The following is a 16,436-nucleotide window of genomic DNA, read 5'->3' on the forward strand; positions in this document are numbered from 1 at the left end:
GGCATGAGGGTCATACCATCCAAAGTTAAAAAATTCCTAGAGAAACCTGATGCTTTAAGTGGTGTGTTAATTCATGGAAGTGATAACAGTAGGGTTGGTTTTTATGTACAAGAAATAATTGCCAATTTGGATGAGTATTCAGTTCAGGTGATGGATTTTGCAATAGTGAATAAGTCACCCGGTTTACTGTTTTCTGAATTGGCAAACATTTCGATGTTTACCAGCAAAAAATTAATTAAGCTGATAAATGTGAGTGGAGGTATATCCAAAGAGTTAAAAAACGTATTGGATTATAACGCAAGTGGTCACTATGTAATGATGGTAGCAAGTGATCTTCCATATAATTCTGCGACTAAAAGTTATATGGAGAGTTCAAAAATTTTTGGTGTGATTGCTTGCTATAAGGACAGCAACAGCAATCTTTATGACATTATATCAAGTTACTTAAAACAAAATGATATAAAATGCACAAATGAGATAATCTACCATTTGCAATCTTACTTTAATCATAGCAAGCTGCCTATATGTTCAGAACTTGAGAAGTTAGTTTTGTACTTAGGGGAAAGAAAAGACCTAAAACTTACTGATATAGAATTATGCTTTTCAACTTCCGGCAACGACTATGCTACACTTGATGATCTATGCTCTGCCATAGCAAGTAAAGATATGTCGCGCTTCATTAGAATTTCTGATGCATTGATATCGCAAGAAAATTTTTCACCGATAGCGCTAATTCGCATTATATCAAATTATTTCCTACGCCTTGAAAACGTTTTGCTGTCAGTGCAAGGTGGAATGAGTGAGCAGGATGCGATTGATCAGCTAAGCCCTCCATTGTTTTTTAAACAATTGCAGAGCTTTAAATCTCATTTGAAAAGTTTGCAACTTTCAGAACTTAAAAAGATTTTGGAAGAATTGATAAGCTTAGAAGTTACCTGTAAAAAAACTGATTTAGATCATAAAATGATTTTTCAGCAGGTGATTTGTCATATTACAAATACAATTACTTGCTATAGCTAACAAAGATAAGGTGTAACCAGACTACATTCTGTGATTTTTAGCAAAACATGATCTTTCATTTGAGCTTTCTTCAATTTAAAATAAATACAGAAAATTGCTGCCTATAGCTAAACTGACTTAGATTTACCGACAATTTGAAAAACCGTCATTCCGCTACTAGTTAGCGCCGCGGCGGCATGACGATAACCTCGTCATCCCGCTACTTGTTAGCGGGATCTATGCTAAGAGATACCGCGGCAGCATAGCTATAGCTATCTTCAAAAATATGGTTGAATAATTGTTAATAATAGTGTATAATTATTAATATTTTCAAGCATTTTTGCCATGGCTCTTTCAAAATTTCTCGATCCTCGCAATGATTTGTGTTTCAAAAAAATCTTTGGAACGGAAAAAAATAAGAATATCCTGATCCACTTTTTGAACGATATTTTAGGGTTTACTGAGATAAATGCAATACAAGAAGTTGAGTTTCTTAGCACTATTATGGATCCCGAAGTTGCCTCTGATAAACAAAGTATTGTTGATGTTCTCTGCAAGGATTCTCACGAAAATAGATATATAGCAGAAATGCAGCTCGCTAGAGACAAGGGCTTCGAAAAACGCGCTCAATTATATGCCGCTAAAGCCTACTCAAGACAATTAGATAAATCTGGCAACTACATTGATTTAAAGAAAGTCTTCTTTATTGCTATATCAAATTGTAACTTACTTCCTGAAGAAGTTGATTATATTTCTACTCACAATATACGTGATATAAAAACTAACGGCCATTACTTAAAAGATTTTCAATTTATCTTTATAGAATTGCCCAAATTTTCAAAAAGTAAAGTAGAGCAGTTAGAAAGTATAGTAGAAAGGTGGTGTTTCTTTTTTAAATACGCAGAAGAAACAACAGAAGAGGACTTAAAAGAGATAGCAGAAAAAGCGCCAATAATAAAGCTAGCATATGATGAATTAGACAAGTTTCGTTGGAACGAAAAAGATTTAGTAGCTTACGAAGAAAGAATAATGGATCTACGGAAAGAAGAAGCCATTCTTGAATACAGACTTGATCTTGCTGAAGAGAAAGGTATACAAAAAGGTATAGAGAAAGGAAAAATTGAAGGGAAAATTGAAGTCGCAAAAGCAATGCTGGCTAATAATGTTGATGTCAACACTATTGTCAAGTTTACAGGCCTTTCTATTAGTGAGATTGAAGAATTAAGTGGAAATCTGTGAACGGTTACACTTGGAAAACCTTTGTGGCATAATTTAAGTGGGCAGCGTAGTCTACGATTACCGCATAATTTACTATATAGATATTCCAGAACATATAGACTTCAATTGAACACAGAAAAGATTCTTATCAAAGTTAATTACCCTTATTGTCAATAACTATTAGCTACATACCAGTTCTTGTTAAGTTACAGTAAAGAAATGAGTCATATATAGCTAAACTGACTTAGATTTACCGACAATTTGAAAAACCGTCATTCCGCTACTAGTTAGCGCCGCGGCGGTATGACGTGTTGCTTGGGTCAGCTATAGCTAAAGTAACTTAGGTTCACCGACAATCGTCATTCCGCTACTAGTTAGCGGAATCTATCCGCAACGGCATGACGTGTTGCTTGGGTCAGCTATAGAATATAGATCAGAAGTGACAGAGCTTAAAAAAAGGCATAACATTCTTAATAAACGTAAAAAGCTTTATGAAAATCAGAGTTGGAGTAATAGGCTGCTTAGGCAGAATGGGCAAGAAAATACTCAATGAATTAATTACAAATGCCGAAGTGGAAATAGCAGGTGCTGTTGCCCGTTCAGGCAGTAAGTACATAGATTCAGATATTGGACCAATTATAGCCAATCTAGGAATCAAGGTTACAAGTTCTATTAGTGGCATATTTGAGTTATCCGACGTTGTAATAGATTTTACAACTAAAGAATGTATGTTAGACTGCCTTAAAGCAGCTGTAAAATTTAAAACACCGCTGGTTAGTGGCACAACTGGAATAGAAGGTGTCGATTTGAAAGAATATGCTGCTGAAGTTCCAATATTATGGTCAGCAAATATGAGTGTTGGGGTTAATGTGTTGCTGAAATTGGTAAAAAAAGCTGCTGAGCTTTTAGGTAATGAATATGACGTTGAGATTTGGGAAATGCATCATAACTTAAAAAAGGATTCACCATCTGGAACAGCTATAGAACTTGGCAAAACAATTGCTAACGCTTCAAAAGTGGATTTTCAGTCCAATCAATATTTACATAGTGGTTCAAACATAAGAAAAAAGGGGGGAATAGGTTTTGCAGTATCTCGTGGAGGTGGAGTAATAGGAGATCACAGCGTGATGTTTGTTAATTCTGATGAACGGATAGAACTAAACCACAAAGCAATTGATCGCACAACATTTGCTAGAGGAGCTGTTCAAGCAGCAGTATGGCTATATGAAAATAAAAGAGAAATTCCGGGGCTCTATTCAATGCAGGATGTGATATGAGCAATACACGTGCCTCTGTTAAAGATTTAAATCTCTGGTATGGCTCTAAGCAAGTTTTATTCGATATAAATTTGAATATTTATAAAAGAAAAGTTACTACTTTTATCGGACCATCCGGGTGCGGTAAATCAACATTTTTGCGTTGTTTTAATCGTATGAATGACTATGTACCTGGATGCAAAACTGTTGGTGAATTAGATATCGATGGGCTGGGTGATATATATTCACGCGATATGGATGTTGTGCTACTCAGAGCAAAAGTTGGCATGGTATTTCAAAAGCCAAATCCTTTTCCAAAATCAATATATGACAATGTTGCTTATGGGCCAAAACTGCATGGTATGGTGAAGGATAAGCAAAAATTGAATGAGATGGTGGAAAATAGTTTAACTAAAGTTGGCTTATGGGAAGAATTAAAAGACAGATTGCAAGATAGTGCACTCGATTTATCCGGTGGCCAACAACAGAGGCTATGCATCGCTCGCGCAATTGCAGTGAAGCCAACTATTTTATTAATGGATGAACCGTGCTCCGCTCTTGATCCAATGGCAACCAATGCAATCGAAAATCTTATACAAGAGCTGAAATTAAGGTTTACTATAATTATGGTAACTCATTCAATGAAGCAAGCTAAAAAGTTATCTGATAGTGTAATTTTCTTTCATAATGGCAGAATTGTTGAGTCTGGAAGCACTCAAGAAATATTCGAAAATGCTCAATCTCCCTTAACAAAGGAGTATATCCTGGATCATTAGGTTTCTGTCATCAAAGTAGCTTGGCTACTTTAAAAAATGTATCCGTATGCCGTATTTGTCATTCAGCATGGTAGCGGTTGGATCATTCAAAAAATACCACTTCATTCTTTTTGCTTCTAACTTTTCTATTTTTTACTGTAAATTTTTGCAGAATTCTCTCACATTTACTCTCTGATTACCTTTTTGTCTTGCTTTGTTTATCTGTTTTAACGCTCCACTAAACGGATACCCAATTGTTCAACACTGTCTATTTCAATTTGTAAAGTGTCCTTTATAAACTTATCAGCCTGGTCTGTACTCATAAAAACTGTATGTTTATTGGGCATTAATTTTTCTATAGTGGCTCTATCTTTTTCGTCATATGTATATTTAAGAAGCTCATCAATTTCTTTGTCCTTCAGATGAGATGTGCAATTATAGCTATGCTTTTTGAGATCCAGAAATTTAGCAAAGCTATTACAATCGTTCTCATGGTGAAAGGTTACATTTATACCTACTATTTCGTCCGTTTCTTGCAACTTTCCATCTTTAGCTATCTGTGCCTTAGCAAGCGCAACTGTAGGTTTATGGCCATAATTTGCTCCAATAATCCTTCTTATTGAGTGCTCTATTGCCATTTTTTGCACTTTGGGATTTTCATCGAACTCTTTCAAAAAATTAAGGTGTAAGTTAATATATTCAGAGTATTTCAACCTGTGTTTTTTATGTATAGTTGGTTTGCAGGGCAGTTCATTTGTAGGTGACTTATAGCTTGCAAGAAGCAACTTTTGTTCATACTGTTCATTATATTCTTTTACCCCTTTAAAATGTCTTTCATATTGAGTCAATCCATCTTTTCCTTTTTTCTCCATCCTTTTCAAGAATTCCTCTGCTGGCTCTTGTTTAGCTGGAATAATTTTGCGTATAAACGGAATTTGTTTTTGCAAGCCAACCCAATATGGTAAGCAGACAACTTTTGCATCTTTCGAAAATAGACCTTCTAATTTTTTCACTGCATTGTATAAGTTTGCTGATTCTGGTTTATAATGCCCACTATTATTGTCTATATAAGTTATTTTACCATTTACCACTTTTATTAAACCAGAACATAAAACTGGCCTACCACCTGCAAGAGTTGAATGACGATAAGCCCACTCGTTTTTATTAACATTAATATGTTCATGAGTTACCAATCTGCCATCAAGCGTGATCACATAAGCTACACAACCTTTTTTACCCTTACTAATTTTATCAGTTGTATCATATAGCTTGCCTTCTAAGTCGTATAACCTTAGTTCCCCATCTTCCTCACCAATAAATTTGCTTTGATCAAACTGTTCATCAGAGTTAAAATACTTAACCTTTGTATTAGTTCTAGGAATTTTTCTTCCTTTAACTCCAACTTCTGAAAATAAATTATAGCGTGGAAAAAAATATGTAAATTTACTTTCTATCCAGTGTAAAATTCTGTTTATAATACCAAAAACTTTTTTGTTACCTAAATCAATAGAGAGTTGCTGTTCTTTTGGTACTGTTTTATGATTGGACTTTGTACCAGATTTGCCAAATTCTTTGGCAGCATATTTAAACTTTTCTAGTAAATATTCCTTACGCTCTTTTGATACTGACATTTTTACCTCACCAACTATTATTTTATTTTATATTATTTTAGACAAAAAGTCAATTTTTCTTAATATGTTAACAAAATGAAACTTGAGTGAGAAATATTTAAGTAATAATTTTCCGCCACAAACAATACTTTCTTTGTTTGCTAGTGCAATAGAAGTCTAATCTACTTTCAATTCCCCAGTATGTAAACTGCGCGGTAAGGACTCTAATTCCTTTGCAGTACTTAAGTTTTTATTTTTTGCATGTATACCAAGCTTATTGAATTCTCGGGCAGCAGGAAACACCCTTGCTTCAAGCGAACCAGCAGTTTTATTATAATGATCGACAGCACTTTTTAAGCTCCTGCGCAAATTATCAAAGTTTTCGCCCATTGTGCAAATGCGCTCATATAAAATATGACCTAGTTCACTGATTTTCTTTGCATTTTCAGCTATCATTTCTTGCTTCCATCCATATGCTATTGCTCTCAGCAACGCAATTAGAGTGATCGGTGTTGCAATGATCACTTTTTTTTCCACTCCAATCTCTATCAAAGCAGGCTCATATTCCAGTGCTGCGCTAAAAACCCCCTCCCCTGTTAAGAAAAGCACCACAAGTTCTGGCGTATTTTCAAATTGATTCCAATACTCTTTTTTACCCAAGTCATTTATGTGTTTTTTTATTGCCAGGGAATGATTCTTTAATTTCTCCTTTTGTATTTGCAAATCATTTTGTGATATAGCATCCATGTAAGAATCAAGCGGCACTTTAGCATCTATTATTATTTGCTTTCCAGATGGCATTTTGATTATTAAATCAGGACGCAATAAATTATCCTCGTTTTTATCAACCACTGACGGCTGAGTAAAAAAATCGCAATATTCAATCATTCCTGCCATTTCTACCACTCTCTTTAACTGCATTTCACCCCATTTTCCTCTAATGTGGGGCTTTCTCAAGGCATTAGCAAGGCTAGAAGTTTGGTTCATCAGCGCTCCAATTTGCTCCTTTAAACCTTCATAGGCCCCTACCCTCTCCTTTTCTAGCTCACGTATTTCATTATCGAATTTTTCTAATTTTTCTTTTATTGGCGTTACAACTTCGTTGATCGTTGCTTGTCTTTTTTTGAAATCGCTTTCTGTTTCTTTTAATTTACTATCAATTACTTCCTTTGCTAAGTTCAGAAAATTATTGTTATTTGTCTGCAAAGCATCAAGAGAGAGCGCTTTAAAAGTGTTTGTTAATCTCTCCTCTGCTTTTGTTAGTAATTCTATTTCCTTTTTCTTTTCCTCACGTTCTTTTTGCAGAGTTACTTCAAGCTCTGCTCTTTTGACCCTTAAATCAACTATTTCTTCATTCTTTGTAAGTAAAGTTTGCTTTGTTTCTTGAAGTTCTTGCTCTAATTTACATAAATTACCCTCAAGGTTTGCTTTCTTTTCGCTCAGTTTTTTTACAATAATGTAGAAAAATAGTAATAGAGAGACAACCAGAGCTATAGAATTGAAAAGCATCAGAATAAAAAAACTGCGTTTACAATTCTATATGATTTTTGTGTGTATAGCTATAAGTAACGACGTCATACCGCACACAACTGTACGAATGTCTAGTTTAGTTATAAAATGTATATAAAATATTAACCGCTGATGTCATCCCAGTGCGTGACACTGGGATCCAAATTTTTTAGACTGGATCTTATGGTCAAGCCCACAGATGTATGAACATTGTCTACCAGGAGGGTGTCATCCCAGTGCGTGACACTGGGATCCAGGAATTTTATTAAGTTGGTAAGCATAAAAGTAGCCGTTTTATGTTAAAATACAACGTTTTGATGATTATGAAAAGGCTGGATTCCAGTGTCACGCACTGGGATGACACAAGTAGGAGCTGGGATGACAACGTTCATACAGTTTGCACGGTATGACGTACTTATTTATATAGTATAATATAAAAAAAAGAACACCTAAAGAGGTGCTCTTTTTGAAGAGTTTGCTACAATGATTATGCATTAACTGATAGATCATCACCAACAGTGTGTTGTTCTGCTTCTGAATTAGTAGTTTCTGAATTTGGTAACCAAGGTTGGTTTTCTTCTGCATCAAAAAACCCCTCTTCTAAAGCAGAAGGTGAGTTTGCTCCCTCTGGAATAACAATATCATTAATAGCAGTACCATTAACTTGAGATTCACTTGGTACTTGACTTCTCGGTTGACTAGTTCCACCTGCTTGATTTGTCTTGTTACCAGACTTCCACCCTGATGAAATTTTTCTTGCAATCCACGAAATTCCCGTGTGATCAGCAATCCACTTAAAAAACTTTTTTATACTTTTCCACATATTTTACCCCTTAAATTAATAATAAATTAACTTAATTATTTCATAAATAGTATAACATGTCAACTATTTTTTACTTTAAAGAGAAAATAGACTTCTCACATTATATAGCTAACCCAAGAAAGGTTTTCCTACGTCATACCGCCGCGATATCTCAGCATAGATTCCGCTAACAAGTAGCGGAATGACGAATTTTTGTTTTTCAAACTGTCGGTAAATCTAAGTCAGTTTAGCTATATGTGTCAAGCACTGGAATGACAAGAAGAGGGCATGGGATGACAGGAGCGGAGCTATACAAAAAGAAGTAAAACGGCTCTAAAGATGATGCTATAGAAGTTTTTAGTACTTGCTTGCAACTTTCAACAATTTAATAGCACTGGTGTTTACAACCTCTCCGCCGACACGCTTAGTGACAAAAAACCTCACATAAGGTTTATTCGTATAAGGGTCTCATAATATTCTCATTCCTCTGTTATCTACAATCTTATAAGCTTGTTTGAAATCTGCCATCGCAATTACCGGTAGCTGATTGTTTGGCACCGGTGGCATATCGGCAGATTGATATACTGGTATTCCCATTAAGGTATCTGGAGCTTCAAGCGACAAACTTGGTTGCCAAAGATATTGACCTGTTTGAGCTTTTAGTAGCCTAACATTCTTCAACGTACTCCTGTTCATCAAAAATGATGCATTTTTGGAATAATATTCATCCAGAGAGTAATACAATATCATTATTGAATCGCTATCCAATTTTTCAGTTTTAACTTGCTCTATTTTATTGTAGCCCTTTCCATCATCATAAGCTAAAATTCCTTTGGGTTGAAAAGTGCCATCACCCTTAATGAAGGCTTCGTTTTCTTTCTTACTAAAAGTCTCGGCAATCTTTTCCACCAGCCAACTCTCAACATCGACAAACGCATCATCGAGTAACTTTTGTGATATCTGTGGTTGAGCATATAACTCGTAAGTCGTGATAGAAATCTTTTGGATTTTAGGCGTGTCCGTATCTTTTGCAAAATCATACTTAGATTTATTGCCACTGTCCTCATCATCTACTGTTTCACTGCTCCAACCTGCACCGGCACGGTCAAAATCTTCTATAATGTAATCCAATGTTTCAGTAGAGATTCTTTGACTGGAGCATATTTGTCGCATTGGGGACGAATCAGTTACGCGCTTGTTTATGCGTTTTACAATATGCGGAGTAACTAGATACCCTCCGATATCATTATCATCTCCACTGAGGGTTTTGTGTGATAAACCGCTTTCCATTCCCTTGCGGATATAATCAGAAAAATATTTATCACTTGTGCTAAAATCTGTATTTACTTCTGGACGTTGAGCTGCAGTTTCGATCAAGTCTAAACGCTCTTTGCAACTATCAATGGCATTATTTACCTTGCATAGCTGCTCAATCGTTGCAGAATCAGCACGCCCTTTGCTCTCAATTTCTTTTAATTTGCGATCATTTATTAATTTAAATTGCTCCCATGATGAAGCGAGTTCATTGATACGGTGAGCGATATCGGTAAGTGACATAATAGCCTCCTTTGAAAATAAAATTAGAATGGAAATAAGGTAATAGGAATGGCACCCATAGATGTTTCCCACAGTTGTACGAATATTGCAATATGGTACATAGTAAACGATGTCATTCCAGTGTCTGGGCACATAACTGTACGAACATTGTAGTTTGGGAGCAATTCCCTACCAGTGGGGTGTCATCCCAGTGCCCAGACACTGGGATCCAGCTTCTATGCAACTTAATTAAAAACGTTTGTTTTAGCGTAAGACAACTACCTTTAGCTCATCAGCTCAGTTATAAGCAAAATTTCTGGATTCCAGACTGGAATGACATCATCTGTTGTGCAATTTATCTTCAAAAATGAATATTCGTACAGTTATGTGCCCAGACACTGGCATGACATCATTTGTTTATCTGTTGAAAATGTAAGTCGGAAAATAGCGTGGCACTTTGTACCACGCTTAGTGATGTAAGCTTAATCCAGTAATTAAATTAAGCGAGGTAAAACAAAAGATAACAACAATATATAATGTTCGTTTTTTTATGTCAAGCACTTTTTTTATCTACTTCAAACTTTTTTTTATCTGCTTCGATTAGATAAGGGATTTCAATATTAATTCTGCACTACTTGCAGTTTTTGTAATGGGTCTGCCAATGACGATATAATCAGCTCCTAAATTTATTGCTTCTCTTGGTGTTGCTGTTCTTTTTTGGTCGTCATGACCTGGATCTATACGAATTCCTGGAGTAATAATTTTAAAGTCTTCACCGCATTCTCGGCGCACTTCTTGAGCTTCTAGTGCAGAGCAGACTATTCCATAGAGTCCAATCTTTTTTGCAAGTTTTGCAAGCAAAATTACCTGTGATTTTGCCTCTCTTGCTACTCCAAGCTCGTTTAAATCCTCATTGCTCATACTAGTTAGCACTGTCACTCCAATCAGCTTTATTTTTGTGCCTTGCAATACACTTAGCGCTTCTTCAAGCATTTTTGTTCCGCCACTGATGTGCAGAGTTAACATTTCAACACTTAGAACTTTTATTACTTCAACTGTTTTAGCTACAGTGCTCGGAATATCATACAATTTCAGATCTAAAAAAATTGGTACATTGCATTTTGCAACTTCTTGCACTCCAGAGAGACCATGAGCAGCAAAAAATTCTAATCCCAGCTTTACCATGCCAACTTTATTACGTAAGGCATTAGCTAGAGAAATAGCCTTATTTAAGTCTTGTGTATCCAGTGCGCATATTATTGGGTTCATTATCTTGCATAATTTTTTTTATAATAAAGCTAATTATTATGTTTTGCAAATACCTTCACTCTGACTACGTTCATAAGATTCTGTCAATAGTGAATTTGGCAATTTGATCGGGGTGGATGAGCGACTGTTATATCCAGAATCTTCCAGTAAAAAATCAAACGTTTCCTCTGATGGTGATTCACATCTAGAATCTTCACCTGGCATAAATTGCATAATTTCCTTCAATATAAACTTTATTTTTTGAGTCTCCTGTAATATTATTTTTCTACTATGATCTCCGATCGCTTCATTAGCGTTTACCAATTTTTCTACCTTGTCTATCACAGATTCTAACATTTCCAGTAAATAACCCTTTTTTTCTTCTGCATTTCTCAACAAACCTTCTTCAAGTTGTTCTATTTGAGCGTCTTGCTTCAAAAGTAAATTTTTTAAACTTTTCACTTCGTTATTACAATCTTTTCTTATCCCATCTAACTCAAAAGATTGATTTTTAATTAAATCATCTGCTTTATATAGCTCTTCAAATTTCCTTTTTAATTCTTGAGATAAGTTTTTATTTTTCTGATTAATTTCTTTAAATCTATATTGTAATTCATCTAATTCTACACAAAGTTCTTCTTGTCTTTTATGTAATTCTTCTTTTTTTTTACATAATATATGTTTTTCCTTACATAACTTGTTTATTTCCTTATCTAATTTCTCTTTTTCTTTAGATAATTTTTCTATTTCCTTATGCAATTCTTCATTTTTTAATTCTGCATGTTTATTATTGTCTATTTTCCTTTTCAATTCCGTTATGCGTTTTTCTTTTTCAGCTAGATTACCTTCTTTTTCTTGTAAATGTTCACATAAACGCGTGATTTCATAAAGTAATTCTTCTTCTTGCTTACCAAGCTCATCTTTTTCCTTCGTTATCTTTTTCAATTCGTCTGTTATTTCAAATATGTGATTCGCTTTGGCTTCTAATCTTTTCTCTAAAGATTTTTTTTCTTCAAGAAGAGATTCTCTCTCAACTTCTGACTCATTTACTTTCTGATCCAATTTTTTTGCTCTCTTGTCTAAATTTTGCTTTTCTCGAGTTAATTCACGTGATTGATTCTTTAATTTTTCCACTTCTTTGTTTGCAGCTTCTTCAGCTTCCTTTCCTAGAGTTATTTTATTTTCTAACTCTTGCTCTTTCTGAGCGAATTTATTTCTCTCAACTTCCAGTTTCTTATTATTACTAATTATTTTATACGAAAGTGCAAGCACCAAAACAGATAATGTAGCTAAAGCAAGAATTAGAGGAAGAGACACATTAGAAGTTACAGTAAGCGCTAAAGATGTAAGTAACGTAAGAGTAGCTAAGGAACTAGCTACAAAATAAAATGTGTTAGCTTTGTTAAACAAATTGCTCATTACTCCCCTCCCCTCATGAACAAAACTTCAGCAGTCTTGTATATATTTGTTAAGATTCTCTTATCTGTGGAGGTCCCTGCACTTACATCGTTAAGGTGTGATAGGAATTATTTGTTGCATCTCTAAAAAGCGATAAATTAGGGCTGCCGGTACTTGTATTAGGATTTTCGTGATTTAGTTGCTCTGAATTTTCTTTATTCTCATCCTCATCTTCCTTTTTAGGAGATAGAGATTTTCTAGAATATCTTCTTGGTGTGGATGTGCGAGGAGAAAGTGGTTTCGGGAAAGTTAGTCCATTAGCAAGCTTATTTTCACCTGTTCCTTCAAATTCTGATGAATGTTTACTACTCAGATCCTTTATCATTTCCAGTGAATTAGTTGCTTCTTGTACTGCATTTTCTTGTAATGAAATTCGTTCCAGCATGCTTAGCGTTTCCTCGTACTTGTTAATATTTTCGTTGAACTTCTTTTCCGCTTTTAGAGCTTTATTAAAAAGAGTTTTATCAATATTAGAATTTTCAGATGAGTGCTTTTTGTTTTGTTTATGTAAACCAATATTTCTACTTGTCATATTGAGGGATGCCTTTAGATCCTCTATTTCTTTTGTTATCTTTTTTTCTAACTCCTCATTTTTATTTTCATCTCCCCCTTTTCCTTCTGATTCATCATACAGTTCTTCTCCTGATTCATCATATAGTTCTTCTTGTGATTCTAACTGTTTCTTTAACCACTCTATTTCCTCATTTAGCCTTTCAATTTCGCTTTCTAAACCCTGCTTTTCTCGAGTTAATTCATTTAGTTGATTATTCAATTCCTCCACTTCTTTGCTTGCAGCTTCTTTAGCTTCTTTTTCTAGAGTTATTTTATTTTCTAACTCTTGTACCTTACTCTCAAATTGTTGTTTTACGCTTTCTAACTCTTGCTCTTTTTCAGCAAATTTATTTTTCTCAACCTCTATTTTCTTATTATTACTAATCATCTTTCATGAAAGTGCGAGTATCAAAGTAGATAGTATAGATAAACTCAAGGCAACAGGAAGAGCTACATTAAAGGCTGCAATTGGAGATAAGAATGCAACATAAGGAGCAACAGCAAGTGTCCCAGATGCAAGCAATACCAAAGTAGCAAAAGCACCAGCTATAAGATATGGTGCATTGGTTTTACTATACAAATCCCTCATCCTCACAACTAATAATGATTATAATAGTATGGATATCAAAGGAAGTAAAGCTATAAAAATCAGTATAAGTCTATATTCACTATGTATTTCCCGTCTTCAGTTTCAAGCTCAGACTGCATCCACTCTATCATTTCCGCATTGCAAACTGCTTGTAGGTCATTCTGCGCGGATTGATTCAATTTGTCCTCTCGTAGATCTGCTTTTATCACTAATTTCTTTATCAAATGCTTAACTGATACATTATTATCTGCTTTTATCTTTCTGATAATGTTTAATATCTGCACGCAATTGTCTCCCATTTCCTCTGAATATTTATCGTAGATAAGCTCTTCTTTGCTCGGCCAATTACTTTGATTGTGTACAGAATTATAACTATACAGCTGGTGGTATATCTCTTCTGTAATGTAAGGCAAAAAAGGTGCAAATAACCGCAAAATAACATTTAACACATACGCCAAGCTTTGTTTTGCACTTAAGGTTGCTTCACTGCTTCCGTACGCGCGTTTTTTTACTAATTCCAAGTAGTTATCACAAAAATCCTTCCAAAAAAATTCCTCTATTACGTCCAAAGCTTCGCAGTATTCAAACTGTAATAGGTTATTCGTTGCTCTTTCTATAACTTTGTATAACTTAGACAATATCCACTTATCTATTGTCTCGTGAGCAGAATTTATGCTCATTACTTGATGCTTTTCCATGAACATGGAAACAAACTTGCTAGCGTTCCAAAGTTTTGTAACTAGGCGCTTGCCAATTTTAAATATATTTTCAGAGTAGACTGTATCAACTCCAAGCCTTGAGTTCGCTGCCCAATAGCGTACTACATCAGCTCCATAAGTTTCAAGTATTACATGAGGAGTGATGATGTTACCTTTTGATTTACTCATCTTTTTCTTATCATCGGCTAAACACCAACCGCTGATCATAATGTTTTTCCAAGGTAAAGAATCTGCATGATAATGTGCTTTCAAAATCGTATAAAAAGCCCAAGTTCTTATTATCTCATGGCTCTGGCTGCGCAGATCTGCAGGAAATATTGTATTATAGCGATGATTTGGTAAGCTAAACTCACTGTTTACTGCCAGTGCACTTAGTTGAGGAGTAATTGAACTTGTGGCCCAGGTATCCATTACATCTTGATCTGGGATAACCTCTTCTTTGCTATACCCTTTTGGCAAATCTTTGAGTGGATCTATAGGTAGGTCCTTTATCTCAGCTAGAATAATTTTACCTTCTTCTCCCTTACGTTTGGAATACCACGCTGGAAATGGCACACCAAAATAGCGCTGCCTTGAGATGCACCAGTCCCAATTTAGCCCTTCTATCCACACTTCCATACGTTTACGCATAGTAGCTGGATGCCAATTGCATTCTTTTGCTTTATCTAATACTTGAGCTTTTTGCTCTAAGGTCTTGATAAACCATTGATAAGTAGGCAATATCTCAAGTGGTGCACCAGACCTTTCTGCGCACTTAACAGAATGAGAAATGTTAGTGCTTTCTATTAGTAACTCCTTCTCAGTTAGGATTTCGATCATCCTCTTTCTTGCTGCTGTAACTTTCAATCCATTGATTTCATTGTAGATTCCAGCGTCACGCGCTGGAATGACGCCGGGGTGTGGTGGAATGACGTCTTCTTTTGTCATCTGAGTAGCCCTTTCTCCTGTCATCCGAGTAGCCCCTATGGTGTCATCCCAGTGCCCAGACACTGGGATCCATTCTTCTATTTCCTGGATTCCAGTGCCACCTATGGTGTCATCCCAGTGCCCAGACACTGGGATCCATGCTCTTTCCTTCTGACCATGTGGTGGATGCAGGTTCATCCTCCCATCCTGATCGATGATAATTTTCATCGGCAGATTATGCTTTTGCTGCCAATATATGTCGAGCTCATCACCGAATGTACAACACATAACAAGCCCAGTGCCTTTATCTACTTTAACCTTATCATCAGCTATTATTGGAACTTTTTCCTTTGTTATTGGCGCTACGGCTGTTTTGCCAATCAGATGGGTGTAGCGTGCATCCTCTGGGTGGCAAAAAACTGCAACACATGCGGGAAGTAACTCAGGTCGCGTAGTTGCAATATTGATCTGCTCATTTTCGTGAGTAGAGAAAACTATCGTATTTAAGGATGACTCAAAAACTTTATCTTCTATTTCTGCTTGCGCAATTGCGGTTTTATCAACCGGATCCCAAAGAATAGGTTGCATTTTTCTATATGCATACCCTTTATTATATAGATCGATAAACGACATTTGAGAAAGTGTCACAGTTTCCTTGCTGATCGTGTGATATTCCAAACTCCAGTCATAACTAATGCCGACCGATTTAAATAGTTCCTTAAATTCTTGCTTTGATTTTTCAATAACTTCATGGCACATCTCTATAAATTTTTCTCTGCCAACTTCTTTTGCACGTGTTTTATAGGTTTGTTCAACCAATCTTTCAGTGGGAAGCCCGTTATCATCAAACCCAATTGGATAAAACACATCTTTTCCCAGCATGCGCTGAAACCTTGCAATAAAGTCTGTATGGCAATAGCTGAATATATGGCCAATATGGAGTTTTCCCGATATTGTTGGTGGAGGTGTGTCTATAGTGAAAGTGTTATCCTTTTCACCATTCCATTTATAAACTTTACTACCTTCCCATAATATGTTGTATTTGTCTTCAATTTCTTTAAAGCCGTATTTTTCTTTTAACATAAATATTTCTCAATTTTAAACCTTAAGCTAGCAACGTCATACCGCGATTCATTCGCGGTATCTAAGCCGCTAACACGTAGCGGAATACTCAACCGTCATGCCGCCACGAACCGTCATACCGCGATTCATTCGCGGTATCTCTTAGCATAGATCCCGCTAACAAGCAGCGGGATGACGATTGTCGATAAACCTAAAT

13 protein-coding genes and 1 pseudogene are annotated in these 16,436 nt (G+C 35.6%); 5 read left to right on the forward strand and 9 right to left on the reverse strand.

Going from position 1 to position 16,436, the window contains the following annotated elements; genetic code table 11:
• The first annotated feature begins 3 nt into the window (after nt 1-3).
• The 4 genes from holA to pstB all read left to right on the forward strand — a co-directional run bounded on the left by holA (nt 4) and on the right by pstB (nt 4,249).
• The gene (holA, locus tag ABWU75_RS01885) at nt 4-1,020 is read left to right on the forward strand and encodes a DNA polymerase III subunit delta (protein WP_264732416.1); all 1,017 of its coding nucleotides are present in this window, start codon (nt 4-6) and stop codon (nt 1,018-1,020) included.
• 324 nt (nt 1,021-1,344) lie between these two features.
• Nucleotides 1,345-2,238 carry an Rpn family recombination-promoting nuclease/putative transposase gene (locus ABWU75_RS01890; protein WP_353286721.1) on the forward strand — a complete coding sequence of 298 codons (894 nt, stop codon included), beginning with the start codon at nt 1,345-1,347 and terminating at the stop codon, nt 2,236-2,238.
• A gap of 470 nt (nt 2,239-2,708) precedes the next feature.
• Complete coding sequence (dapB, locus tag ABWU75_RS01895) at nt 2,709-3,494, forward strand: 4-hydroxy-tetrahydrodipicolinate reductase (RefSeq protein WP_253307334.1); 786 nt, start codon at nt 2,709-2,711, stop codon at nt 3,492-3,494.
• Nucleotides 3,491-4,249 (forward strand): phosphate ABC transporter ATP-binding protein PstB, encoded by a 759-nt coding sequence (gene pstB / locus ABWU75_RS01900; protein WP_253307333.1) that lies wholly within the window; start codon nt 3,491-3,493, stop codon nt 4,247-4,249. The genes dapB and pstB overlap by 4 nt, the downstream gene beginning before the upstream one ends.
• 206 nt (nt 4,250-4,455) lie before the next feature.
• On the opposite strand, the gene ABWU75_RS01905 is transcribed toward pstB, so the two are convergent.
• From ABWU75_RS01905 to ABWU75_RS01920, 4 genes and pseudogenes are all read right to left on the reverse strand, one after another.
• Nucleotides 4,456-5,859: a hypothetical protein gene (locus ABWU75_RS01905; protein ID WP_265017649.1), complete on the reverse strand. Its 1,404-nt coding sequence runs from the start codon at nt 5,857-5,859 to the stop codon at nt 4,456-4,458.
• A 156-nt stretch (nt 5,860-6,015) separates the two neighbouring features.
• Nucleotides 6,016-7,347, reverse strand: coding sequence for a DNA recombination protein RmuC (rmuC, locus tag ABWU75_RS01910; RefSeq protein ID WP_353286956.1), 1,332 nt, complete (start codon nt 7,345-7,347; stop codon nt 6,016-6,018).
• Between the two features lie 487 nt (nt 7,348-7,834).
• Nucleotides 7,835-8,170: a hypothetical protein gene (locus ABWU75_RS01915; RefSeq protein ID WP_353286957.1), complete on the reverse strand. Its 336-nt coding sequence runs from the start codon at nt 8,168-8,170 to the stop codon at nt 7,835-7,837.
• Between the two features lie 336 nt (nt 8,171-8,506).
• Nucleotides 8,507-9,706, reverse strand: a pseudogene (locus ABWU75_RS01920) (phage major capsid protein).
• Between the two features lie 92 nt (nt 9,707-9,798).
• Between ABWU75_RS01920 and ABWU75_RS05900 the strand changes: the two are divergent.
• Complete coding sequence (locus ABWU75_RS05900; RefSeq protein ID WP_264688133.1) at nt 9,799-10,056, forward strand: hypothetical protein; 258 nt, start codon at nt 9,799-9,801, stop codon at nt 10,054-10,056.
• A gap of 229 nt (nt 10,057-10,285) precedes the next feature.
• On the opposite strand, the gene pyrF is transcribed toward ABWU75_RS05900, so the two are convergent.
• From pyrF to ABWU75_RS01950, 5 genes are all read right to left on the reverse strand, one after another.
• On the reverse strand, nt 10,286-10,954 hold the full coding sequence (gene pyrF / locus ABWU75_RS01930) for an orotidine-5'-phosphate decarboxylase (protein ID WP_264732429.1): 669 nt from the start codon (nt 10,952-10,954) through the stop codon (nt 10,286-10,288).
• 36 nt (nt 10,955-10,990) lie between these two features.
• A complete protein-coding gene (locus ABWU75_RS01935; protein WP_353286958.1) occupies nt 10,991-12,352 on the reverse strand; it encodes a hypothetical protein in 1,362 nt (453 codons plus the stop codon).
• A gap of 82 nt (nt 12,353-12,434) precedes the next feature.
• Nucleotides 12,435-13,331, reverse strand: coding sequence for a hypothetical protein (locus ABWU75_RS01940; protein WP_264732435.1), 897 nt, complete (start codon nt 13,329-13,331; stop codon nt 12,435-12,437).
• Nucleotides 13,332-13,334: 3 nt separating this feature from the next.
• Nucleotides 13,335-13,523 (reverse strand): hypothetical protein, encoded by a 189-nt coding sequence (locus tag ABWU75_RS01945; protein WP_264732436.1) that lies wholly within the window; start codon nt 13,521-13,523, stop codon nt 13,335-13,337.
• 68 nt (nt 13,524-13,591) lie between these two features.
• On the reverse strand, nt 13,592-16,240 hold the full coding sequence (locus tag ABWU75_RS01950; protein ID WP_353286959.1) for a valine--tRNA ligase: 2,649 nt from the start codon (nt 16,238-16,240) through the stop codon (nt 13,592-13,594).
• Between the last annotated feature and the right edge of the window lie 196 nt (nt 16,241-16,436).

The sequence above is a fragment of the Wolbachia endosymbiont (group A) of Anthophora plumipes genome, from assembly GCF_964028115.1.
In the GTDB taxonomy this organism is placed as follows: domain Bacteria; phylum Pseudomonadota; class Alphaproteobacteria; order Rickettsiales; family Anaplasmataceae; genus Wolbachia.

Bases quoted from the DNA above. Each gene is read 5' to 3' on its own strand.
- holA (WP_264732416.1), top strand. From the start codon at position 4: ATGAGGGTCATACCATCCAAAGTTAAAAAATTCCTAGAGAAACCTGAT.
- ABWU75_RS01890 (WP_353286721.1), top strand. From the start codon at position 1,345: ATGGCTCTTTCAAAATTTCTCGATCCTCGCAATGATTTGTGTTTCAAA.
- dapB (WP_253307334.1), top strand. From the start codon at position 2,709: ATGAAAATCAGAGTTGGAGTAATAGGCTGCTTAGGCAGAATGGGCAAG.
- pstB (WP_253307333.1), top strand. From the start codon at position 3,491: ATGAGCAATACACGTGCCTCTGTTAAAGATTTAAATCTCTGGTATGGC.
- ABWU75_RS01905 (WP_265017649.1), bottom strand. From the start codon at position 5,859: ATGTCAGTATCAAAAGAGCGTAAGGAATATTTACTAGAAAAGTTTAAA.
- rmuC (WP_353286956.1), bottom strand. From the start codon at position 7,347: ATGCTTTTCAATTCTATAGCTCTGGTTGTCTCTCTATTACTATTTTTC.
- ABWU75_RS01915 (WP_353286957.1), bottom strand. From the start codon at position 8,170: ATGTGGAAAAGTATAAAAAAGTTTTTTAAGTGGATTGCTGATCACACG.
- ABWU75_RS05900 (WP_264688133.1), top strand. From the start codon at position 9,799: ATGGTACATAGTAAACGATGTCATTCCAGTGTCTGGGCACATAACTGT.
- pyrF (WP_264732429.1), bottom strand. From the start codon at position 10,954: ATGAACCCAATAATATGCGCACTGGATACACAAGACTTAAATAAGGCT.
- ABWU75_RS01935 (WP_353286958.1), bottom strand. From the start codon at position 12,352: ATGAGCAATTTGTTTAACAAAGCTAACACATTTTATTTTGTAGCTAGT.
- ABWU75_RS01940 (WP_264732435.1), bottom strand. From the start codon at position 13,331: ATGATTAGTAATAATAAGAAAATAGAGGTTGAGAAAAATAAATTTGCT.
- ABWU75_RS01950 (WP_353286959.1), bottom strand. From the start codon at position 16,240: ATGTTAAAAGAAAAATACGGCTTTAAAGAAATTGAAGACAAATACAAC.